The sequence below is a fragment of the Meridianimarinicoccus sp. MJW13 genome, from assembly GCF_014901205.1.
In the GTDB taxonomy this organism is placed as follows: Bacteria; Pseudomonadota; Alphaproteobacteria; order Rhodobacterales; family Rhodobacteraceae; genus Meridianimarinicoccus.
Genome location: NZ_JACNMU010000002.1, coordinates 447,548 through 467,732 on the forward strand (window position 1 = coordinate 447,548; position 20,185 = coordinate 467,732).

19 protein-coding genes are annotated in these 20,185 nt (G+C 66.8%); 13 read left to right on the forward strand and 6 right to left on the reverse strand.

Features of this window, described 5'->3' with window-relative positions:
* Positions 1 to 6: 6 nt before the first annotated feature.
* Entirely contained in the window at positions 7 to 771 is a 765-nt protein-coding gene (locus H8B03_RS05190; RefSeq protein ID WP_193140660.1) for a DeoR/GlpR family DNA-binding transcription regulator, read from the reverse strand.
* A 170-nt stretch (positions 772 to 941) separates the two neighbouring features.
* Here H8B03_RS05190 and H8B03_RS05195 point away from each other — a divergent pair, with 170 nt between their 5' ends.
* Genes H8B03_RS05195 through H8B03_RS05205 form a run of 3 tightly spaced genes read left to right on the forward strand, consistent with a single transcriptional unit; the run spans position 942 to position 4,929 of the window.
* Positions 942 to 2,309 carry an NAD(P)/FAD-dependent oxidoreductase gene (locus tag H8B03_RS05195; RefSeq protein WP_193140661.1) on the forward strand — a complete coding sequence of 456 codons (1,368 nt, stop codon included), beginning with the start codon at positions 942 to 944 and terminating at the stop codon, positions 2,307 to 2,309.
* Positions 2,306 to 3,511: an NAD(P)/FAD-dependent oxidoreductase gene (locus tag H8B03_RS05200; RefSeq protein WP_193140662.1), complete on the forward strand. Its 1,206-nt coding sequence runs from the start codon at positions 2,306 to 2,308 to the stop codon at positions 3,509 to 3,511. The genes H8B03_RS05195 and H8B03_RS05200 overlap by 4 nt, the downstream gene beginning before the upstream one ends.
* Entirely contained in the window at positions 3,508 to 4,929 is a 1,422-nt protein-coding gene (locus tag H8B03_RS05205) for an FGGY family carbohydrate kinase (protein WP_193140663.1), read from the forward strand. The genes H8B03_RS05200 and H8B03_RS05205 overlap by 4 nt, the downstream gene beginning before the upstream one ends.
* A 27-nt stretch (positions 4,930 to 4,956) precedes the next feature.
* Here H8B03_RS05205 and H8B03_RS05210 read toward each other — a convergent pair whose 3' ends face one another.
* Positions 4,957 to 5,268: an ETC complex I subunit gene (locus tag H8B03_RS05210; RefSeq protein ID WP_193140664.1), complete on the reverse strand. Its 312-nt coding sequence runs from the start codon at positions 5,266 to 5,268 to the stop codon at positions 4,957 to 4,959.
* Positions 5,269 to 5,612: 344 nt separating this feature from the next.
* Between H8B03_RS05210 and uvrB the strand changes: the two genes are divergently transcribed.
* The 10 genes from uvrB (at position 5,613) to H8B03_RS05260 (ending at position 16,375) form a co-directional block, all read left to right on the forward strand.
* Entirely contained in the window at positions 5,613 to 7,796 is a 2,184-nt protein-coding gene (gene uvrB, locus H8B03_RS05215) for an excinuclease ABC subunit UvrB (protein ID WP_193140665.1), read from the forward strand.
* 156 nt (positions 7,797 to 7,952) lie between these two features.
* The gene (locus tag H8B03_RS05220) at positions 7,953 to 9,287 is read left to right on the forward strand and encodes an 8-oxoguanine deaminase (protein ID WP_193140666.1); all 1,335 of its coding nucleotides are present in this window, start codon (positions 7,953 to 7,955) and stop codon (positions 9,285 to 9,287) included.
* 139 nt (positions 9,288 to 9,426) lie between these two features.
* Positions 9,427 to 10,404 carry a MoxR family ATPase gene (locus tag H8B03_RS05225; protein WP_193140667.1) on the forward strand — a complete coding sequence of 326 codons (978 nt, stop codon included), beginning with the start codon at positions 9,427 to 9,429 and terminating at the stop codon, positions 10,402 to 10,404.
* A gap of 9 nt (positions 10,405 to 10,413) precedes the next feature.
* The gene (locus tag H8B03_RS05230) at positions 10,414 to 11,358 is read left to right on the forward strand and encodes a DUF58 domain-containing protein (RefSeq protein ID WP_193140668.1); all 945 of its coding nucleotides are present in this window, start codon (positions 10,414 to 10,416) and stop codon (positions 11,356 to 11,358) included.
* Positions 11,358 to 11,837, forward strand: a complete 480-nt coding sequence (locus H8B03_RS05235) for a DUF4381 domain-containing protein (protein ID WP_193140669.1) — start codon at positions 11,358 to 11,360, stop codon at positions 11,835 to 11,837. The genes H8B03_RS05230 and H8B03_RS05235 overlap by 1 nt, the downstream gene beginning before the upstream one ends.
* Positions 11,834 to 12,817 carry a VWA domain-containing protein gene (locus tag H8B03_RS05240; RefSeq protein ID WP_193140670.1) on the forward strand — a complete coding sequence of 328 codons (984 nt, stop codon included), beginning with the start codon at positions 11,834 to 11,836 and terminating at the stop codon, positions 12,815 to 12,817. Before H8B03_RS05235 ends, H8B03_RS05240 begins: the two co-directional genes overlap by 4 nt.
* Positions 12,817 to 14,355 (forward strand): VWA domain-containing protein, encoded by a 1,539-nt coding sequence (locus H8B03_RS05245; RefSeq protein WP_193140671.1) that lies wholly within the window; start codon positions 12,817 to 12,819, stop codon positions 14,353 to 14,355. The genes H8B03_RS05240 and H8B03_RS05245 overlap by 1 nt, the downstream gene beginning before the upstream one ends.
* A gap of 44 nt (positions 14,356 to 14,399) precedes the next feature.
* Complete coding sequence (locus H8B03_RS05250; protein ID WP_193140672.1) at positions 14,400 to 15,677, forward strand: BatD family protein; 1,278 nt, start codon at positions 14,400 to 14,402, stop codon at positions 15,675 to 15,677.
* Positions 15,678 to 15,807: 130 nt separating this feature from the next.
* The gene (locus H8B03_RS05255; RefSeq protein ID WP_193140673.1) at positions 15,808 to 16,143 is read left to right on the forward strand and encodes a hypothetical protein; all 336 of its coding nucleotides are present in this window, start codon (positions 15,808 to 15,810) and stop codon (positions 16,141 to 16,143) included.
* 67 nt (positions 16,144 to 16,210) lie between these two features.
* Positions 16,211 to 16,375, forward strand: coding sequence for a PLDc N-terminal domain-containing protein (locus tag H8B03_RS05260; RefSeq protein ID WP_193140674.1), 165 nt, complete (start codon positions 16,211 to 16,213; stop codon positions 16,373 to 16,375).
* A gap of 5 nt (positions 16,376 to 16,380) precedes the next feature.
* On the opposite strand, the gene H8B03_RS05265 is transcribed toward H8B03_RS05260, so the two are convergent.
* From H8B03_RS05265 to H8B03_RS19160, 4 genes are all read right to left on the reverse strand, one after another.
* The gene (locus H8B03_RS05265; RefSeq protein ID WP_193140675.1) at positions 16,381 to 16,995 is read right to left on the reverse strand and encodes a nucleoside triphosphate hydrolase; all 615 of its coding nucleotides are present in this window, start codon (positions 16,993 to 16,995) and stop codon (positions 16,381 to 16,383) included.
* Between the two features lie 69 nt (positions 16,996 to 17,064).
* Positions 17,065 to 17,415, reverse strand: coding sequence for a metalloregulator ArsR/SmtB family transcription factor (locus H8B03_RS05270; protein WP_193140768.1), 351 nt, complete (start codon positions 17,413 to 17,415; stop codon positions 17,065 to 17,067).
* A gap of 252 nt (positions 17,416 to 17,667) precedes the next feature.
* Positions 17,668 to 18,639, reverse strand: a complete 972-nt coding sequence (locus H8B03_RS05275; RefSeq protein ID WP_193140676.1) for a threonine/serine dehydratase — start codon at positions 18,637 to 18,639, stop codon at positions 17,668 to 17,670.
* Positions 18,636 to 20,183, reverse strand: a complete 1,548-nt coding sequence (locus tag H8B03_RS19160; RefSeq protein ID WP_319022435.1) for a haloacid dehalogenase type II — start codon at positions 20,181 to 20,183, stop codon at positions 18,636 to 18,638. The genes H8B03_RS05275 and H8B03_RS19160 overlap by 4 nt, the downstream gene beginning before the upstream one ends.
* Positions 20,184 to 20,185 lie beyond the last annotated feature (2 nt).

Consider the following 20,185-nt stretch of genomic DNA (forward strand, 5'->3'; position numbering starts at 1 on the left):
TCTGCCTCAGGGGAGCGCCACGCCGGCGGTGCCCAGGGCCTTGAGATGCGTGTCGTCGGGTGGTCCCGCCGCAAGAACGGTCTGAATTTGGGTCAGCCCACAAACGTGAAAGGCGGCCTTGCGGCCAAATTTTGACGGAACGGTCAAGAATGTGACGCTTTGGGCGGAATTGATCATTGCTCGGGCAATTTCGGCCTCGTCCGCATTGGCGTCCGTGACACCGGCCTCGGCATCCACCCCGGTCGGGGTCAGCACCGCGTGATCGGCGCGGAACCGGCCGATCTGCTCCAGCACCATCGCGCCGACGGTCTGGCTGTTGCCTCGGGCATAGGCGCCGCCCAGCAGATAGACCTGGCCCTGGCCGCCCAGGGTCAGCTTGTCGGCGGCGGCCACGGAATTGGTGATGACGGTCAGCCCGCGCAGTTCGGCCAGCACCGAACAGGCCACCAGTGTGGTCGAGCCTGTGTCCAGAAACAGCGTGTCGCCGGGATGCACGATCTGGGTCAGCTTGGCGGCGATGGCCTGTTTGGCCGCGCGTTCTTCGTTCATGCGGGCCTCGAACGAGGCCTCCACGTGCAGCCTTTGCTGGGCTGGCACCGGGCGGGCGCCACCGTGAAACTTGCGCAGACGACCCTGATCCTCCAGCTTGGCCAGATCGCGGCGCACGGTTTCCACCGATACGTCAAAGCGCGCGGCAAGGGCGTCAACCGTGACCTCGCCCTCGCTGGCCACGAAGGCCGCCATCCGATCCTGGCGCTGTGTGCTCTTCATCGCCGACATTCGCGCATCAAACCCCCGTGCCGCCCATTTGCACAAGGCTTGAGCGCCGCTGTCAAATGATTTGTGACCGAACAGTCAAATTTTCTGCCTCGGATTGACTGGTCGGTCATCTGTGGTCAGAAAGGTGGCAGCGTGCGTTCAGGAATCGGAAACCCCTGCCCATGACCCAGCCGGTCCAGACCTATGACATCGCGGTGATCGGTGCCGGGGTCATCGGCTGCGCCATTGCCCGCCGTCTGACGCTGGACGGGGCGCGGGTGGTGGTACTGGAAAAGGCCGCCGACATTCTTGACGGCGCATCAAAGGCCAACAGCGCGATCCTGCACACCGGCTTCGATGCCCCCGAGGGCTCGCTGGAGCTGGCCTGCGTGCAAGAAGGCTACCGCGAGTACGAGGCGCTGCACGCGCAATTCAACCTGCCGCTGGATCGCTGCGGCGCGCTTGTGCTGGCCTGGAGCGCCGAGCAGGAGGCGCGCCTGCCGGCCCTGATGGAGCAGGCCCGCGCCAACGCGGTGAGCGACGTCGTGCCCCTGACCCGAACCGAAACCCTTGCGCTGGAGCCGAACCTGAACCCGGACGTGCGCGCCGCGTTCCGAGTGCCGCGCGAAAGCCTGATCGATCCGTGGTCGGCGCCCCATGCCTATCTGCTGCAAGCCTTGCTGAACGGCGGGACCCTGAAGCGGAATTGCGCCGTCTCTGGCGGTTCTTTTGACGGCGCGATCTGGACGCTGGACACCACGAAGGGGCCGCTGCGGGCACGCCATGTGGTCAATGCCGCGGGCCTTTACGGCGACCGGATCGACGCGGCCCTTCTGGGGCAGACGCAGTTCACCATCCGCCCGCGCAAGGGACAATTCGTGGTCTTCGACAAGATGGCCGCCGGGCTGGCGCGGCACATCCTGCTGCCGGTGCCCACCGCCACCACCAAGGGCATCGTTGTCTGCCGCACGGTCTGGGGCAACCTGCTGGTCGGTCCCACCGCCGAGGAACAGGATGATCGCGAAACCGCCGGTCTTGAGGCCGAGACCCTGCGAATGCTGCACGCCAAGGGGGCCGAGATTTTGCCCGCACTGGCGCAGGAGGAAGTGACCAGCATCTACGCCGGCCTGCGCCCTGCGTGCGAACACAAGGACTACCAGATCCGCGCCCATGCCGGACGCAACATGGTCACGGTCGGGGCGATCCGCTCGACCGGGTTGAGCTCGGCCCTGGGCACGGCGGCGCATGTGGCGCGGCTGTTACAGGGGCAGGGGCATGCGCCCGCACCGCTGTCTGCCCCGCAGGTGCCCCGCATGGCGATGCTGGCCGAAGAGGGTGCGCGTGACTGGCAGGCATCCGGCAACGACGGCATGTTGTGTCATTGCGAGCGGGTAACATGGCGCGAGGTGCGCGCCGCCTTGGATGATCCTTTGGCACCCAAAACGCTGGCCGGTCTGAAGCGTCGCACTCGCGCCACCATGGGCCGTTGTCAGGGCTTTTATTGCGGGCAGGCGGTGCAGGATCTTCTGGCCGAAAGTACCGACGCATGACCGCGCATCCAGAAACCGTTGATGCCCTGATCATCGGGGCCGGTCCGGCAGGCCTGTCGGCGGCGACCGAGTTGCGCCGTCAGGGGGGCGGCCAGGTTGTCGTGCTGGAGCGCGAAGCCACAGCCGGCGGCATCCCCCGCCACTGCCTGCATTCGCCCTATGGTCTGCGCGAGTGGAAACGGCTCATGTTCGGTCCTGCCTATGCCAAGCGGCTGGTGCAGGAGGCAAAAGGCGCGGGTGTCGAGATCCGATGTCAGACCACCGTCACCGCGCTGCATCCCGGTGGCGAGGTCGACGTCAGCGCCCCCGATGGCCCGCGCCGGATCCGGGGGCGAGTGGTTCTGCTGGCCCTTGGTGCCCGCGAAACCCCGCGCGCCGCGCGCCTGATCGGCGGCACCAAGCCCGGCGGTGTGATGAACACCGCCACCCTGCAAAGCTTCGCGGCCTTCTCGAAGCATCGCCCGTTCCACAGGCCTGTCATCCTCGGCACCGAACTGGTCGCTTTCTCGGCGCTGCTGACCTGCCGAACGCTGGGCGCGCGCCCGGTGGCGATGCTGGAGCCTGGTCCGGAAATCACCGCGCGCGGAGTGTTCGCCGCCGCCCCGCGTGCGCTGGGCGTACCGCTGTACCGCAATACCCGGATCACGGCGATCCACGGGCGCGCGCAAGTGGACGGCATCACCGTGGAGAGCAATGGTGTGCAGCGCGACATCGCTTGTGACGGGGTGGTGGTGACCGGCGGGTTCCGACCGGAAAACGCGCTGCTGCGGGCCGCCGGTCTGGCGCTGGACCCCGGCAGCCTCGGGCCGCGCATAGATCAATACGGACGCCTGACAGATCCCGCTTATTTCTCGGCAGGCAATGTGCTGCACCCCATAGAAACCGCTGGTTGGTGCTGGGAGGAGGGCCGCAGGGTGGCGCGTTGCATGGCGGCCGCACTGAACGGCGCGCTTCCGCCCCGAGATACCGCTGAGCCGCTGGCTGTCGATGGGGTGACGCAAGGCGACGCGCTTGCCTACGCCCTGCCGCAGGAGCTTTGTGCCCCGGCACCACAGGTTCCGCCCGCCTTCGACCGCGTGCAGATGCGGCTGCGTCAACCTTTTTCGGGACAGGTGCGGGTCGCGGGCCAGAGCCACTGGATCGCCTCGCGCCCCGAACGCCGCATCACCCTGCCACTGCACCCGACCCCGGAGGCAGAATGACCGTTCTTGCCATCGACCAGAGCACGACCTCGACCTCGGCCTTCCTGTACCGCCCCGATGGCACGTCCGAAAGGGTCTTTGCCCGCGACCACCGGCAACTCTATCCGCAACCGGGATGGGTGGAACATGATGCCGGCGAGATCGTCGGCAACATCCGCGCCGCCCTGCGCGCGGGCAAGGCCGCCGGGGCCACGATCTTTGGGCTGGGCAACCAGGGCGAAAGCTGTCTGGCGTGGGACGCGGACACCAGGGTACCGCTGGGCCCGATCATCGTCTGGCAGGACACCCGCACCACCGACACCTGTGCGGCGCTGAAAGCGGCGGGGCACGCGGCCTTGGTGCGCGATCGCGCCGGGCTGCAGCTGTCGCCCTATTTCTCTGCCGCCAAGCTGGCATGGTGCCTTGCCCATCTGCCCGATGCCCGCGCGCTGCTGGAGGCAGGGCGTCTGCGGCTGGGCACCAGCGACGCCTATTTCCGCGACGTTCTGACCGGACGGTTCGAAACCGATGTGGCCACGGCTTCGCGCACCTCGCTGATGAACCTGCACAGCGGAACGTGGGACGCGGACCTTTGTGCGCTGTTCGGGGTGCCGGAAAGCTGCCTGCCCGCGATCACCGATTGCAACGGCGATCTGGGGCAGGCCGAGGGGCTGGCCTGCCAAAGCGCCATCGTCGATCAGCAGGCGGCCCTGTTCGGCCATGGTGTCGAAAAGGCCGGGGATACCAAGGTCACCTTCGGCACCGGCGCCTTCGCGCTGACCCTTCTGGGTTCAACCCCGCCCGCCGGCAATACCGCTGCCCTGCCGACCGTGGCCTGGCGGGAGGCCGGGCAGATGCTGCACTACGCGCTGGACGGGGGGATTTTCACCGCCTCAAGCGCGCTGAACTGGGCGCGCGACCTGGGTCTGTTTCGCAATTTTTCGGATCTGGCCGCACCCGAAGGCCTGCCGATTCTGGCGCGTGGTCTGGCCTTCGTGCCATCGCTGTCCGGGCTGGGCTGCCCGCATTGGGACGAGGCGGCCAAGGGTGGCTGGCTGGGGCTGACGCTGGACACCCGCCCGCAGGACATGGTGCAGGCGGTGTTCGAAGGGGTTGCCCTGCGCATGGCCGAGATATTGCAGGAGTTCGAACGTCACGGTCCCATCGCCAGCCCCATCGGTGTCGATGGCGGCATGGCCCGCAATAGCGGCTTTTGCCAGTTTCTGGCCGACGTAACGGGGAAGTCCCTGCGTCTGTCGGAATATCCCGAACGCACGGCGCTTGGCGTGGCGCGGCTGGCGGCGCGGGCGTCCGGGGGGGATGTGGCCGTGACCGCGCCTGAGACCATCCTGACGCCGCAGGCCGATCACAGCAGGCTGCTGGCGCAATTCACCACGGCGCGGAAACTGGTGCAAAGCTGGGGGTCCGGGCGCGTCTGACGGGCGCCCGGCGGGATCGGGACCGGATCAGTGGGTCCAGGCGCCGCGACGGTCCGGCACGAAGTTTTCACCATAGCCGCGCGGGCGGATGTTGGGCTTGCGGGTCTTGGGTTCGCTGATCTCGGCGTCGATGCCGCGATCCTGAGCGTACTTCTTGGCGGCTTCCTTGGTGGCAAACCGCAGCCGCACCTGGCTTTGGGTGTCGCTGGAACTGGTCCAGCCCATCAGCGGATCGACCTCGCGCTGCGACGCCGCCGCGAATTCAAGCACCCAGTCGTGGGTCTTGGCGGTTCCCGATGACATTGCCGTCTTGGCAGGACGATAGATGCGTGCGCGCATGTCAGCCTCCGTGTTTTACGGTGCGATACCACGACCGGGGCGTGGGCGGGAAGCGGCAAAGCGGCGCTGTTGACGGGAAAGGGAAGAAAGCCGGTCGCCGCACGCGTAGGTGTCGGAGTAACAGAGAGGCGGCGACCAGCATTCGTCTTCAATCATGGGACACTATCGTGTTCAATTGATTCTCTCAAGAATCAAGCGTGCCTGATGGGAAATATCCTTGTCTGACGGGAAACAGGGGCGTGACCTCCTGACACCCTCCTGTCAGGAAGGGCCGACACGGGCACTGGCACAACCCGGTGCGGGGCCCTAAGTTTCCAAGGTTGCAGCCGTCAGCGAGTCTCGCCATGCCCTATGCCCATTCCGACAAGACGCCCACGGTGGACCGCACCGGCGGCCGCGAAAAGCTGGAAGGCGGGCGGCAGTTCATCCTGCATACCGACTTCTCGCCGGCCGGCGATCAGCCCACGGCCATCGCGGAACTGACCCAAGGCGTGCGCGAGGGGGAGCAGAACCAGGTGCTTCTGGGGGCCACCGGCACCGGCAAGACCTTCACAATGGCCAAGGTGATCGAGGAAACCCAGCGGCCCGCCATCATCCTGGCCCCCAACAAGACCCTGGCGGCGCAATTGTACGGCGAGTTCAAGGGCTTCTTCCCCGACAACGCGGTGGAATACTTCGTCAGCTACTATGACTACTACCAGCCCGAAGCCTATGTTCCGCGCAGCGATACCTACATCGAGAAGGAATCGCAGATCAACGAACAGATTGACCGGATGCGCCACTCGGCCACCCGGGCGCTGCTGGAACGCGATGACGTGATCATCGTGGCCTCGGTGTCGTGCATCTATGGCATCGGCTCGGTCGAGACCTATTCGGCGATGTCGGTCGATCTGCACACGGGCAATGACTACGACCAGCGCAAGGTGATGGCCGATCTGGTGGCCCAGCAGTACCGCCGCAATGACGCAGGCTTCCAGCGCGGCAGTTTCCGGGTGCGCGGTGATGTGGTGGAAATCTGGCCGGCGCACCTTGAGGACCGGGCCTGGCGGCTGTCCTTCTTCGGCGAGGAACTGGAAGCGATCACCGAGTTCGATCCGCTGACCGGCGAAAAGACCGACACGTTCGACAAGATCCGCATCTACGCCAATTCGCACTACGTCACGCCGAAGCCGACGATGAAACAGGCAATCATCGGCATCAAGGCCGAACTGCGCATCAGGCTGGATCAACTGGTCGCCGAGGGCAAGCTGCTGGAAGCCCAGCGGCTGGAGCAGCGCACCAATTTCGATCTGGAGATGCTGGAGGCCACCGGCGTCTGCAACGGGATCGAGAACTATTCGCGCTATCTGACCGGCCGCGCACCGGGAGAGCCGCCGCCCACGTTGTTCGAGTTCATTCCCGACAACGCCATCGTCTTTGCCGACGAAAGCCATGTGTCGGTGCCGCAGATCGGCGGCATGTACAAGGGCGACTACCGCCGCAAGTTCACATTGGCCGAACACGGATTCCGCCTGCCGTCCTGCATGGACAACCGCCCCCTGAAGTTCGAGGAATGGGATGCCATGCGCCCGCAATCGGTCTTCGTCTCGGCCACTCCGGCGGGCTGGGAGCTGGAGCAATCCGGCGGCGTCTTCACCGAACAGGTGATCCGCCCCACCGGCCTCCTGGACCCGCAGGTCGAGATCCGCCCGGTCAAGACCCAGGTCGATGATCTGCTGGACGAGATCCGGCGCGTGGCCGAGCGTGGCCAGCGGGTGCTGGCCACAGTTCTGACCAAGCGCATGGCCGAGGATCTGACCGAATACCTGCACGAACAGGGCATCCGGGTGCGTTACATGCATTCGGACATCGACACCATCGAACGTATCGAGATCCTGCGCGACCTGCGGTTGGGCGCCTTCGACGTGCTGGTGGGCATCAACCTGTTGCGCGAGGGGTTGGACATTCCCGAATGCGGGCTGGTGGCGATTCTGGACGCCGACAAGGAGGGCTTCCTGCGCTCCGAAACCTCGTTGATCCAGACCATCGGGCGGGCCGCGCGCAACGCCGACGGCAAGGTCATCATGTATGCCGACAGGGTCACCGGCTCGATGGAGCGGGCCATCGGCGAGACCGACCGCCGCCGCGCCAAGCAGATCGCCTATAACGAGGAACACGGGATCACCCCCGAGACGGTGAAGAAGAACGTCGAGGATGTTCTGGCCGGGCTCTACAAGGGCGACACCGACATGGCGCGGGTCACCGCCACGGTGGACAAGCCGCTGGTCGGCGCGAACCTGCAGGCCCATCTGGACGGGCTGCGCGACGAGATGCGCAAGGCCGCCGAGAACCTGGAATTCGAGGAAGCTGCCCGCCTGCGCGACGAGATCAAGCGGCTGGAAGCGGTCGATCTGGCCATCGCCGACGATCCGCTGGCCCGGCAAAGCGCCGTCGAGGCCGCCGCCGAAAGCGCGATGAAGCGCAAGGGCCGGTCCACCGCCGGTCGTCCGGGGCAGCGCGGCGGGGTGGTGAAGCGGCGGGGGCGGTAGGGGTACGGGCCGGACAGGCCCCTTCCTTCTGCCGTCGCCCACAAATCCGTTGACCCGGGCAGGATCGGTTCGCTATCAATCCAGCGGTCGGTTCTTACCCGTTTTCCACCGGCCGGGCATTCCCCTGATGAGACGGTCGCCAAGGAATGTACCCGAATGACCGAGATCCTTCTGAAAAATGCCGATACCGTCCTGACGCTGGACGACGACCGCCGCGAGCTTTCGCAGGCCGATCTGCGCCTGCGCGACGGCGTGATCGTCGAGATCGGCAGTGCGCTGACAACGACTGGCGAAACCCACGACCTGCGCGGCTGCGTGGTGACGCCCGGTCTGGTGAACACCCATCATCACCTCTACCAGTCGCTGACCAAGGCCGTGCCGGGGGGGCAGGATGCCCTGTTGTTCGGCTGGCTTCAGACGCTCTATCCGATCTGGGCGCGCTTCGGGCCGGAAGAGATGTTCGTGTCGGCGCAGGTGGGGCTGGCTGAACTGGCGCTGTCGGGCTGTACGCTGACCTCGGATCACCTGTATCTCTATCCCAACGGCGCGCGGCTGGACGACACCATCGCGGCGGCGGGTGAAGTCGGGCTGCGGTTTCATCCGACGCGCGGCGCGATGAGCATCGGCGAAAGCGACGGTGGCCTGCCCCCCGACAGCCTGGTCGAGCGCGAAGCGGCGATCCTTGAGGACTCCATCCGCGTGATCGACGCGTTCCACGATGCCTCGGAGGGCGCGATGGTGCGGGTTGGGCTGGCGCCCTGTTCGCCGTTCTCGGTCAGCCGAGACCTGATGCGCGACGCGGCGGTGCTGGCACGCGACAAGGGCGTGATGTTGCACACCCATCTGGCCGAGAATGACGAGGACATTGCCTATTCGCTGGAGAAATTCGGCTGCCGCCCGGGCCAATACGCCGAGGATCTGGGCTGGACCGGGTCCGACGTCTGGCACGCCCATTGCGTCAAGTTGGACGGGCAAGAGATCGACCTGTTCGCGCGCAGCCGCACCGGCATCGCCCATTGCCCCTGTTCCAACTGCCGGCTGGGCAGCGGCATCGCACCGGTGCGCAAGATGCGCGACGCCGGGGTGAAGGTCGGGCTGGGGGTCGATGGCTCGGCCAGCAATGACACCGGCAACCTGATCCTCGAGGCGCGCCAGTCCATGCTGTTGCAACGGGTGGCCAATGGCGCCGATGCGATGTCGGCCCGCGAGGCGCTGGAGATCGCGACGCGTGGCGGGGCCGAGGTGCTGAACCGGCCCGATTGCGGCCAGATCGCCGTGGGCAAACGCGCCGATATCGCGGTCTGGGATGTCTCGGGCATCGACAGCGCGGGCAGTTGGGATCCGGCGGCACTGTTGCTGGCCGGTCCGACGCGGGTCAAGCATTCCTTCGTGGATGGCCGCCAGATCGTCCGCGACGGTCAGATGGTCACCATCGACCTGCCGAATGTGATCGAACGGCAGAACCGTCTGGCGAAACGCCTGCACGGCTGATTGCCCCGGTCTTCAGGGTGTTGCAACCGTCAGGCGCGGTGGTCCATGCTGCGGAAACGCCCGTCGTGATTTTGTCACGCAATCTTCGCGGGCTAGTTCGACCAGTGTTCCATCGAAACGACGATTGCAGGATTTGGCCATGACTGCGCTAGAACAGATCACCGCCCTTCAGGACCGCATGGGGCAGTCCATCATCGGCCAGAAGGATGTGATCGAACGGCTGGTGATCGGGCTTCTGGCCAATGGCAACCTGTTGATCGAGGGCCTGCCCGGCCTTGCAAAAACCCGCGCGGTCAAGGCGATGGCCACGAACCTGGAGGCCGATTTCTCGCGCATCCAGTTCACGCCGGACCTGCTGCCGTCGGATGTCACTGGCACCGAGGTGTATCATCAGGGACCCGAAGGCAGCCAGTTCCGGTTCGAACAGGGGCCGATCTTCGCCAACATCGTGCTGGCGGACGAGATCAACCGCGCCCCGGCCAAGGTGCAGGCCGCCCTGCTGGAAGCGATGGAAGAGCGGCAGGTGACCGTTTCCGGCACGACCCACAAGATGCCGCCGCTGTTCATCGTGATGGCGACCCAGAACCCGATCGAACAGGAAGGCACCTATCCGCTGCCCGAGGCGCAGATGGACCGTTTCCTGATGCATGTGCAGGTGCTGTATCCGCCGGTCGAGGACGAGGTGGAGGTCATCCGCCTGGTGCGCGGCGAGGAACAGGCTGCATCTTCCGGAGACGCCACCACCCCGCCGGACGCCATCCCGCAGCAGGCGGTGTTCGACGCGCGGGCCGAGATCGGGCGCATCCATGTGTCCGATGCGATGGATCGCTACATGGCCGACCTGGTGCAGGCCAGCCGCACGCCCGCCGCCCTGTCCGAGGATCTGGCGCGCTGGATCGAGATCGGCGCCAGTCCGCGCGGCAGCCTCGCGCTGGACAAATGCGCCCGCGCCCATGCCTGGCTGAAGCAGCGCGACTATGTCGATCCGGCGGATGTGCGCGCCATCGTGCATGACGTCTTCCGCCACCGGATTGCGCTGTCTTTCGAGGCGCAGGGCGAAGGCAAGACCACCGACGATGTGGTCGATGAAATCGTGTCCCTCGTGGCGCTGCCCTGAGGCCGGATCATGCCCGAGGTGCCGCGCAAGACCGACCCGCGTATCCATACGGACCTGCAGCATTTGCGCCGGCTGGCAGGATCGGCGCGCGCGCTGTCGTTTCTGCCGCGCCAACCGGCCCGATCCGCGTTCAACGGCCGCCATGCCTCGCGCCTGCGGGGCCGGGGGCTGAACTTCGAGGAATTGCGCAACTACCAGGTGGGTGACGACCCGCGCACCATCGACTGGAAAGTCACCGCCCGCACCGGCGAGCCGCATGTGCGGGTCTACACCGAAGAGCGCGACCGCCCGGCGCTGTTGCTGGTCGATCAGCGCATGTCGATGTTCTATGGCACGCAACTCAACATGAAATCGGTGACAGCGGCAGAAGCGGCGGCGCTGGCGGCCTACCGGATCCGCGCGCAGGGCGACCGGGTCGGCGGCGTCATCTTCTCGGATGATGCGGTGGCCGAATTGCGGCCGCGGGCGTCGAACCTTGCGCTCAACCGCTTCATCGCGACCCTGTCCGAGGCGAATTGCCGGTTGCGGGCGGATCTGGATGTGCCGGTGTCGATGCCGCTGAACCGTCCGCTGGAGGCGGCGGCGCGCATTGCCACGACGGGCAACCTGATCCTCGTGTTCTCGGATTTTGGCGAGGTGGATGATCAGACCGAACGGCTTGTGCGGCGGCTGGCCCAGCACAACGACGTGATCCTGTTCCCGGTCACCGATCCCACCGGCACCCGGCTGCCCGACGATTTCCGCATCGTTGCCTCGGATGGCCAGTTGCAGGTGGAGCTGGACAGCGCGGACAGCAACATCAGGCACCGGGTGGAAGAGGCCTTCGGCGCGCGGGTCAACCGCGCGATCGGCTGGACCCGCACCTATGGCATCCCGGTGCTGCCGCTGAGCGCGGGGCGCGAAACCCTGCCGCAACTGCTGGATCTCATGGGGCTGCCGGGAGGGCGACGCTGATGGCAGAAACCCCCGACACCGAGGGCAAGAACCTTGTCGAGATGCTCGACATGCTCAAGCCGATCCCCGAACCCGAACCGATCTCGATGATCCCGGCGACACAGGGCTGGATCTGGCTGTCGCTTGCGGTGCTGGCCGCGCTTGTCTGGCTGAGTTGGCGGGCAGCGCGGCACTGGCAGGCCAATGCCTATCGTCGTGCTGCGCTGAACGAGCTGGAGGCTGCGGGCGATGACCCGGCAAAGGTGGCCGACATCCTGCGTCGCGCCGCGCTGGCCGCCTATCCCCGCCGCAAGGTGGTCGGGTTGCTGGGGCAGGACTGGCTGGCGTTCCTGTCCGAAACCTGTCCGGGGACCAGCTTTTCAGGAGATGCGGGCGCAATCCTGCTGCAGGCACCGTGGCGGGACACGCCGCCCGATCCGCGCGTGACCGGTCTGGCCCGGCACTGGGTGAAGGCGCATCGCCGGGAGGCCTCGGCATGAGCTACTCCTTCGCCTTCCCCTGGGCGGTTCTGTTGCTGCCGCTGCCCTGGCTGGTCTGGCGGTTCGCGCCCCGCTATCGCCACCAGACGACCGCGGTTCGGATCCCGTTCTTCCGGCAGATAACCGAGGCGGCGGGGCTGGATCCCAAGCCCGGTGCGTTGGTGCTGCGGCGCGCCCGGATCCAGATGATCACCGCGATCCTGTGCTGGGGGCTGTTGGTGCTCGGCCTCGCCCGCCCCGAACAGTTGGGCCAGAAGATCACCGTGGAAAAGGCAGCGCGCGACATGGTGCTGGCCGTGGACATTTCCGGGTCGATGGATGCCCGCGACATGGAAGGTCCGGACGGCACGCAGGCGCAGCGCCTGCAGGTGGTCAAGGATGTGGTCGGCGACTTCATCGAAGCCCGCGACGGAGATCGTATCGCGCTGATCGTCTTTGGCAGCCGCGCCTTCGTTCAGACGCCCTTCACCGAGGATCTCGTCTCGGTGCGCGAATTGCTTGACGGTACGACCGTGGGCATGGCCGGGCCGGACACGGCCATCGGCGATGCCATCGGCCTGTCGATCCGCACCTTCGAGACCTCGGAGGTTGAACAGCGCCTGCTTGTGCTGCTGTCCGACGGGGCCGATACCTCCAGCCGCATGTCGCCTGTGAACGCCGCCGAGATCGCGCAGCAGCAGGGGGTGCGGATCTTTACCATCGGCGTTGGCAATCCCGAGGGCGCGGGCGAGGACAAGGTCGATCTTCAGGCCCTGGAAGACATCGCGCAGCGTGCCGACGGGGCCTTCTACTATGCCACCGACGGGGCCGGATTGCAGGAGATCTATGCCGAGATCGACCGTCTGAACCCGCGTGTCACGGAAACCGTCAACTTCCAGCCCAAGCGACCCCTGGCCTGGATCGCCTTTGCCCTGGCGGTGGTCATTGCCACGCTGACCCTGCTTTGGCTGCAACTGTCCACATCGCGGAGGGCGGCGTGATGGCGGCGTTTCTCGATGCGCTTGCGGCGCTGCACCTGTTGCGCCCGCTGTGGCTTCTGGCCCTGCTGCCCATCGCCGCGCTGTGGTGGCGCGCCCGACGCGGGACGGCGACAACCACCACCGCCCCCTCGCGCGGGATTGCCCCGCATCTGGCCGAGGCGCTGACGGTGGGCGATACCGGACGACGGCGGGTGCAGCCCATCGACGGGGTCGCGGCCTGTCTGGTGCTGCTGACGCTGGCGGCCGCCGGCCCGACGTGGAGCCGGGTGCCGAACCCGCTGCTGGCCCAGACGGCGCCGATGGTGGTGGCCTTGGAGGTCAGCCGCTCGATGGAGGCGCCGGATCTGCCGCCCAACCGGCTGGACCGGGCCAAGTTCAAGATCCTCGATCTGGTGGAACGCCGCGCCGGGGCCCGCACCGCGCTGATTGCCTATTCCGGCACCGCCCATCGTGTCGCGCCGCTGACCGAGGACCCGAACATCCTGCGGTCGATGCTGGAGTCGCTCACGCCCGAAGTCATGCCCGAAGAAGGCGACAATGCCACCGCCGCGCTGACGCTGGCGGGGGCTGAACTGGCGAAATCCGAAACCCCCGGCGCCATTCTGTTCGTTCTGGACGAGTTGAGCGAGGCCGATGTGAGCGCCTTCCGCGACGCACAGGCCGAGGAAACGCCGATCCTGTTCCTGGTGGCCGCACCAGACGGCAGCCCGCGCGGCGCACTGGATCAACTGGACGGCGCGACGGTCGTGCAACTGACCGCTGATGACACGGACCTGAAGGCCATCGACAGCGCCGCGGCCTCGGCCTATCGCGCCGCCCTGCTGGGGGACGAGCGGTTGGACTGGGACGATCGCGGCTGGATTCTGGCATGGCTGGCGATGCCGCTTCTGCTGCTGTGGTTCCGGCGGGGCTGGACCATGCGGTGGGCGCTGGTTGTCGGGCTGGCCACTGGTCTGACCGCCCCCGGTCCGGCGCAGGCCGATGTGGTGGACTGGTTCTTCACCCCCGACCAGCAGGGGATGCAGGCCTATCGCGCCACACGGTTTTCCGACGCCGCCGCGCTGTTCCAAAATCCGATGTGGCGCGGCCTGTCACTGTTCCGCGCGGGCCAGTATCCGGAAGCCGCCGATCTCTATTCGCGGCTGGACACGCCCGAGGCGGCCTTTGCCGAGGGCATGGCGCGGACCCGCAACCGCGAATACCGGCCCGCCATCGCGGCCTATGAGAAAGCCTTGCAACTGCGCCCTGATTTTCCTCAGGCCGAATGGAACCTCGCGGTGACACGCGCCATTCTGGAGTTTGTCGAGACCGCCCGCGAGGAAAGCGATACGGGCGAGGACTCCGGCATCGGGGCGGACGACGTGGTCTTCGACAACGAGGCCAACCGGGGTGCCGACACCCAGACCGATTTTTCCGAGGAAGACGCCGCGCCGGAGTTCCAGACCACCGAGCAATGGATGCGGTCGGTCGATACAGACATGGGCGATTTCCTGCGAACCCGATTCCTGCAGGAAAACGCGGCGGGAGCGCGCGAATGATCCTTGTGCCGTCATTCCCCCGCCACCGGTCGCAGGGACGCCTGTTGTCCTTGATCGCCGTGGCGCTGGCTCTCGCGTCTCCAACCGCCCTGGTTGCGCAAGATGACACGGTCACCGCCCCGGCACCCGCCGAGGCCGTGCAACCGCAGGTCACTGCAGAGCTGACCCCGGACACTGCCGTCGTGGGACAGCCTCTGGTGCTGCGGATCAAGGTGCTGGTGCCGACATGGTTGCCCGATCCGCCTGCCTACCCGGCGCTGGATGTGCCCAATGTGATCGTGCGCCTGCCCGAGGGGGCTTCGGGGCCGATCAGCGAATCCGTGGGGGGCGAAACGTGGTCCGGCGTCAGCCGCGCCTATCGGCTCTATCCCATGGTGCCCGGCGAGGTCAGCCTGCCGGCCCAGACCATCACGGTGACCTACGCCGACCCGGACACCTCGGCCCCTGTGACGTTCGAGGCCAGCCTCGATCCGGTCCGTTTCACCGCGACCGTACCCGAGGGGGCCGTCGGGCTTGATCCCCTGATCCTTGCCAGCGGCCTGACGCTGGAACAGAACATCGAAGGCGCGGACGGCCCATTGGGCGAAGGCGATGCGGCCAGCCGCAGCGTGACGGCGAAAATCTCCGGCACCTCGGCGCTGTTCATCCCCTCGCTGATCCCGCCCGTCGAGTCCGAGGCGGTGCGGGCCTATCCCAAGGATCCCAGCATCGCGGAGGCCTCTGACCGGGGCGTGTTGTCGGGCAGCCGGACGGAAACCGTCAGCTATGTCGCGCAATACGGGGGCAGTGTCGAGTTGCCGCCAATCTCGATCGACTGGTTCAACACCGAAACCGGAACGGTGGAAACCGCGCAGCTTGAGGGCGTGACCCTGGAAGTGGACGCGCCGGGAGCGCCGGTGGCCGCGCGATTTTCGCCGCGCCAGATCGCCTTGCTGGTGGGCGGGGCGATCCTGCTGCTGCTGGCGGCGCAGGGGATCCGCCTGTACGCGCTGCCGCCGCTGCGCCGCCTTCGGGACAAGAGAAAGGCCGCGTGGGAAGCCAGCGAAGCCTATGCCGCACGGCAGGTCCGTCAGGCCATCGCGCAGAAGGATCTTGCCGCCACCCATCGTGCGCTTGCCACCTGGGCCGACCGATGTCCGGGACACGCCGCGCAGGATCTTGAGAACGCCTTGGCCGGGATCGGGGCGGGCCGCTATCGTGACGCGCCCGACACCGGCGGGGACTGGTTAGCGGTGTCGTCGGCCTTCCAGGCCGACCGCCAGCGACGCCTTGCCGGTGCCAGCCATCGTGTCGAGGCGCTGCCGCCGCTCAATCCGGGCTAGGGGCGGCAGGCCGCAAGCCGACTGTCCCGGCCCGCGCGCCGTCGATATCCGGGTTCCGGAATGCCCGCCCTGACCCGATGCTCCGGGCATGTTAACCTCTGTCAAAGGGCATCAAGGCGGGAGGGGCACCATGCAGATCGTCATTGGCTACGGCAGCGCGCTGCTTTGTGCGCTTGTGGTGATCTTCGGGGACACGTTGATCAAGCTGACTGCGGATCAGGGACAACCGTTGCACGCGCCGGCCGGACTGGCCGGGCTGTCGCTTTATGTCCTGTCGGGGATATTCTGGTTTCTGGCCGTGCAACAGATATCGCTGGGGCAGGCGGGGGTGGCTTTTGCCATGTTCAGCCTGCTGGCGCTTTGCGTCATCGGCGCAGTGGTCTTTGACGAGCCTGTGGCCTGGCGCGAAGTGGCGGGCATCGGCTGTGCGCTGGCCGCCCTGCTGCTGATGGTGCGCGTTGCCTGATTTCTGACCGCGACAGCCGGGCCGTGTGGCGCTAGACTGAAGGTGAAATTTCCAAGGGAGACGTCACATGGAAGCCATTCTCGGCCTTCTCATCCTCATTGCGGATGTTTACGCGATCGTGAAAATCCTCCAGTCCGGTGCCACCGGCCTGCAAAAGATCATCTGGGTGCTGGTGGTCGCGATCCTGCCTGTCATCGGCCTGATCATCTGGTATTTCGCCGGGCCGAAGTAGGGTCCTCAGACCACCAGATCGGCGGGCAGGCGGGACGCGAGTGTGCGGCGGGCGTTGGGCAGGTCGTTGGCCTCGGCCCGCGCCTCGGCGGCATCGGGGGCCAGACCGTGATCGCGCCAGCGCGTGATCAGCCGGGTGCGCAGGACGGCTTCGTCCGGGGCGGTCCAGACCGAAAAGTCCCACAGGTCCGTCAGCGCCCGCCAGGGGTCGGCGTCGAACAGCAGGTAGTTGCCTTCGACCACGGCAATCCGATGCTGCGGTTCCACCTCGATCGCCCCGGCGACCGACAGGTCACGGGACCGGTCAAAGCTGGGCAGGATGACCGAAGGCTCGGTTTTCAGGCGCCCGATGGCGTGGCAGAACCCCGCCGCGTCAAAGGTCTCGGGCGCGCCCTTGCGGGGCAGCAATCCGCGACGTTCCAGCACTCGGTTGTCCAGATGAAACCCGTCCATCGGCACCAGTATGGCCTCTGGCCCCAGATGGTCCACCAACGCCTCGGAGACCGTGGATTTTCCGGATGCGGGCGGGCCGGCGATGGCCACCAGCAACCGTTGCGCCCGGGCGGGCGTCGGCAGTCGGTTGGCAATGGTCTGGGCTAGGTCCCGGGGGGAGGGCGACATGGCATGCGATCTTTCCTGCGGCGCCTCACACGGTGGGCGTCGTTGTCATCCAGGGCCGCGCGGGCGAAGTCAGTCGGCGTCCGACGCGCAGAACATGTCGTAGAGAAGCCCGATCATCCGCTCGGCCCGTTCGTCGCCCAGCGAATAGTAGATGGTCTTGCCATCCCGGCGCGAGCGCACAAGCCCTTCCATCCGCAGGCGCGCCAATTGCTGGCTGACCGCCGCCTGACGTTGGCCCAGGAGCTTTTCAAGCTCGGTCACCGATCTCTCGCCCGAATTGAGATGGCACAGGATCAGCAGCCGGCCTTCATGGGCCAGCGCCTTGAGGAAAGCCGCAGCATGGGCGGAATGGGTCGCCATTTCCGGCGGCAACGGATCCCCGTTGCCAATATCGATTTCGACTGACGCGAGTTTGTTCATAACGCTCACGTGACCTTTCTGTTCCTGCACATACGCCACCACGCCGCCCGATCTGCCCCGTTTACGGTCTTCGCCAGAACGTCCGATCTGGACAGGCAGCCCTGCCGCAGGCATTCCTGACGGCACATTCTTTCGAAACTATGGGTCGCGGGAAAAACCTATCGGTGCAGCGGTATAAAACGCTCGAAGTGAATATAAACACTTCTTGACCACTTGACAATCACTGCGCCCAACGGGCTGGGCAGCGGCTGATCAGGGGATCGCCGCGACCGCATGGGCCAGGATCTCCGGATCGGCATTGCCGCCCGTGGCCACCGCAATCACCGGATCCGCGCCAAGATCTGCACCGCGATGCAGGGCGGCGGCCAATGCCACCGCGCCGCCGGGCTCCACCACGATCTTCAGGTGCCGCAGGGCGACCGCCATCGCGGTCAGGGCCTCGGCATCGCTGACCGTCAGGCCGGGTCCGCACAGACGTTGCAGGATCGGGAAGGTCAGGTCGCCGGGTTGGGGTGTGACGATGGCATCACAGATGCTGGTGCTGCCGGGGGCATTGCCAAGGATTTCACCAGCGGCCAGCGACCGGGTGACATCGTCGAAAGCCGCGGGTTCGACCGGGCGCACGCGCAGGCTGGGGGCCTGCTGTTCCAGCGCCAGCGCGATGCCCGAGGTCAGCCCGCCGCCGCCGCAACACACCAGAACCTGGCCGGTGGTGACGCCCGCCGCGCGCGCCTGTTCGGCCAGTTCCAGCCCGCAGGTGCCCTGTCCGGCGATTACCTCGGGCTCGTCATAAGGGCGCACCAGCCGCAGGTCGCGGGTTGCGGCCAGATGCGCGCCGATCTCTTCGCGGCTTTCGTTCCAGCGGTCGTAAAGCACGACCTCGGCCCCGTAGGCGCGGGTGCCCTCGACCTTGGCGCGCGGAGCATCCGAAGGCATCACGATCACCGCCGGCAGCCCGGCTTCCTGCGCGGCGCGGGCCACACCCTGGGCATGGTTGCCCGAGGAATAGGCGATAATGCCGGAACAGCCGCCTTCGGCAGCGATGGCAGTCACGGCGGATTTTGCGCCCCGATACTTGAACGAGCCAGTGTGTTGCAGGCATTCGGCCTTCACCAGCACCCGGCGACCGGCCAGGTCGTTGAGCTGCGGCGATTCCAGCAGCGGGGTGCGGCGCAGGAACGGGCGGATGCGGGCCTCGGCGGCGGCAATGGCGTCGGGGGTCATGACAACCTGTCGATGAACTGGGACAGGGCGCGCCGGGCTTCGGGTTCATCCAGAAACGGCACATGGCCGCGCCGGGGCACCTCGGCATGGATCATGTCGGGGCGGCGACGGCGCATTTCGGCGGCGGTTTTGGCGGGCAGAATGTCCGAATGCTCGCCCCGGATCAGGGCCAGCGGCAAATCGGCGAAGGCATCGAAGAACGGCCATAGATCTTGCACATCGCCGGTGGCCGATTGCTCGATCACCGCGTCGCGCAGCTTGGCGTCATAGCGGATGCGCAACCCGTCGTCGGTCTGGGTCCAGATCCGTTCGGCGTGCAGCCGCCAGCGGGCGCGCGGCACGCCGGGAAACCGGGCGGCGGTGGTCTTGACCAGCGCGTCGGCGGCCTCGTCATAGGTCTGGAACGTGGGTTCGATGCCGAGATAGCCGAAGATGAAAGCCAGCCCCTCGGGGTCGATCTCGGGGCCGATGTCGTTCAGGCAGACGCCGGTCAGGCGGTCCTTGTGGGTGACGGCCAGCGTCAGCGCGATCAGCCCCCCGCGCGAGGTGCCCAGGATCGCCGCCTTGTCGAGGCCAAGGTGATCCAGCAGGTCCAGCGCGTCCTGCCCTTCGCGGCCAAGATTGTAGTTCAGATAGGTCGGATCATGATCCGACTGGCCGCGCCCGCGGGTGTCCAGCCGGATGATCCGGGCGCGATCCGCGAAGTCGCGCGCGACAAAGTCAAAATCCGCCATGTTGCGGGTCAGCCCGCACAGGCACAACAGGGCCGGGCCGTCGCCCTCGTCCCGATAGGCCAGTTTCAGCCCGTCCGAGGCGGTGAAATATTGCGGTTCGGGATGCAGGTCGGGGCGGGTGAAGCGGCCCGAGGCCAGCAGGTCGGGAATGCGGCTCAGGTCGGGCTCGATGGCGGCGGGCGGCTCAGGGAGCCGATCCAGCGGCTGGCCCATGCGGTTGACCCAGAGGGTCTGGAACCCATAGGCCGTCGCACTGCACACATCCCAGCCGTTCGACGAGACGAACAGCACCTCGTCGGCGCGTGTGCCCAGTTGATCCCGCACAAGGTCATAGACCGCCGCGTCGGGCTTGAAGACGCCGCAGCTTTCCACCGACAGCACCCCGTCCAGCAAGCCTTCAAGGCTGGCGGAGCTCACCGCCCCCTCCAGCATCTCGGGGGAGCCGTTGGACAGGATCGCCGTGGTCAGCCCTTCGGCCTTGAGCCGTTGCAGCAGGTCCGGCACCTCGGGGTAGGCGTCCAATTCCCAATACAGGGCCAGCAGGCGGGCGCGCAGTTCCTCGCCTTGCAGCCCGTTGGCCTCCATCGCCCAGTCCAACCCGTCCTGCGTGACCTCCCAGAATGGGGTGTGATTGCCGGTGACGGCGCGCAGCCAGGAATACTCCAACTGCTTGGCGCGCCAGTCGCGGGCCAGCGCCTGCCAGACCGGGGCCAGTTGCGGGAACTCGGGCGACTGCGCGGCGGTGCGGGCGGCGGCGGTCACGTCGAACAGCGTGCCATAGGCGTCGAAGACGACAGTGGTGATGGGCATAA

Coding starts and splice junctions, on each gene's coding strand:
- H8B03_RS05190 (WP_193140660.1), bottom strand. CDS start 771: ATGAAGAGCACACAGCGCCAGGATCGGATGGCGGCCTTCGTGGCCAGC.
- H8B03_RS05195 (WP_193140661.1), top strand. CDS start 942: ATGACCCAGCCGGTCCAGACCTATGACATCGCGGTGATCGGTGCCGGG.
- H8B03_RS05200 (WP_193140662.1), top strand. CDS start 2,306: ATGACCGCGCATCCAGAAACCGTTGATGCCCTGATCATCGGGGCCGGT.
- H8B03_RS05205 (WP_193140663.1), top strand. CDS start 3,508: ATGACCGTTCTTGCCATCGACCAGAGCACGACCTCGACCTCGGCCTTC.
- H8B03_RS05210 (WP_193140664.1), bottom strand. CDS start 5,268: ATGCGCGCACGCATCTATCGTCCTGCCAAGACGGCAATGTCATCGGGA.
- uvrB (WP_193140665.1), top strand. CDS start 5,613: ATGCCCTATGCCCATTCCGACAAGACGCCCACGGTGGACCGCACCGGC.
- H8B03_RS05220 (WP_193140666.1), top strand. CDS start 7,953: ATGACCGAGATCCTTCTGAAAAATGCCGATACCGTCCTGACGCTGGAC.
- H8B03_RS05225 (WP_193140667.1), top strand. CDS start 9,427: ATGACTGCGCTAGAACAGATCACCGCCCTTCAGGACCGCATGGGGCAG.
- H8B03_RS05230 (WP_193140668.1), top strand. CDS start 10,414: ATGCCCGAGGTGCCGCGCAAGACCGACCCGCGTATCCATACGGACCTG.
- H8B03_RS05235 (WP_193140669.1), top strand. CDS start 11,358: ATGGCAGAAACCCCCGACACCGAGGGCAAGAACCTTGTCGAGATGCTC.
- H8B03_RS05240 (WP_193140670.1), top strand. CDS start 11,834: ATGAGCTACTCCTTCGCCTTCCCCTGGGCGGTTCTGTTGCTGCCGCTG.
- H8B03_RS05245 (WP_193140671.1), top strand. CDS start 12,817: ATGGCGGCGTTTCTCGATGCGCTTGCGGCGCTGCACCTGTTGCGCCCG.
- H8B03_RS05255 (WP_193140673.1), top strand. CDS start 15,808: ATGCAGATCGTCATTGGCTACGGCAGCGCGCTGCTTTGTGCGCTTGTG.
- H8B03_RS05260 (WP_193140674.1), top strand. CDS start 16,211: ATGGAAGCCATTCTCGGCCTTCTCATCCTCATTGCGGATGTTTACGCG.
- H8B03_RS05265 (WP_193140675.1), bottom strand. CDS start 16,995: ATGTCGCCCTCCCCCCGGGACCTAGCCCAGACCATTGCCAACCGACTG.
- H8B03_RS05270 (WP_193140768.1), bottom strand. CDS start 17,415: ATGAACAAACTCGCGTCAGTCGAAATCGATATTGGCAACGGGGATCCG.
- H8B03_RS05275 (WP_193140676.1), bottom strand. CDS start 18,639: ATGACCCCCGACGCCATTGCCGCCGCCGAGGCCCGCATCCGCCCGTTC.
- H8B03_RS19160 (WP_319022435.1), bottom strand. CDS start 20,183: ATGCCCATCACCACTGTCGTCTTCGACGCCTATGGCACGCTGTTCGAC.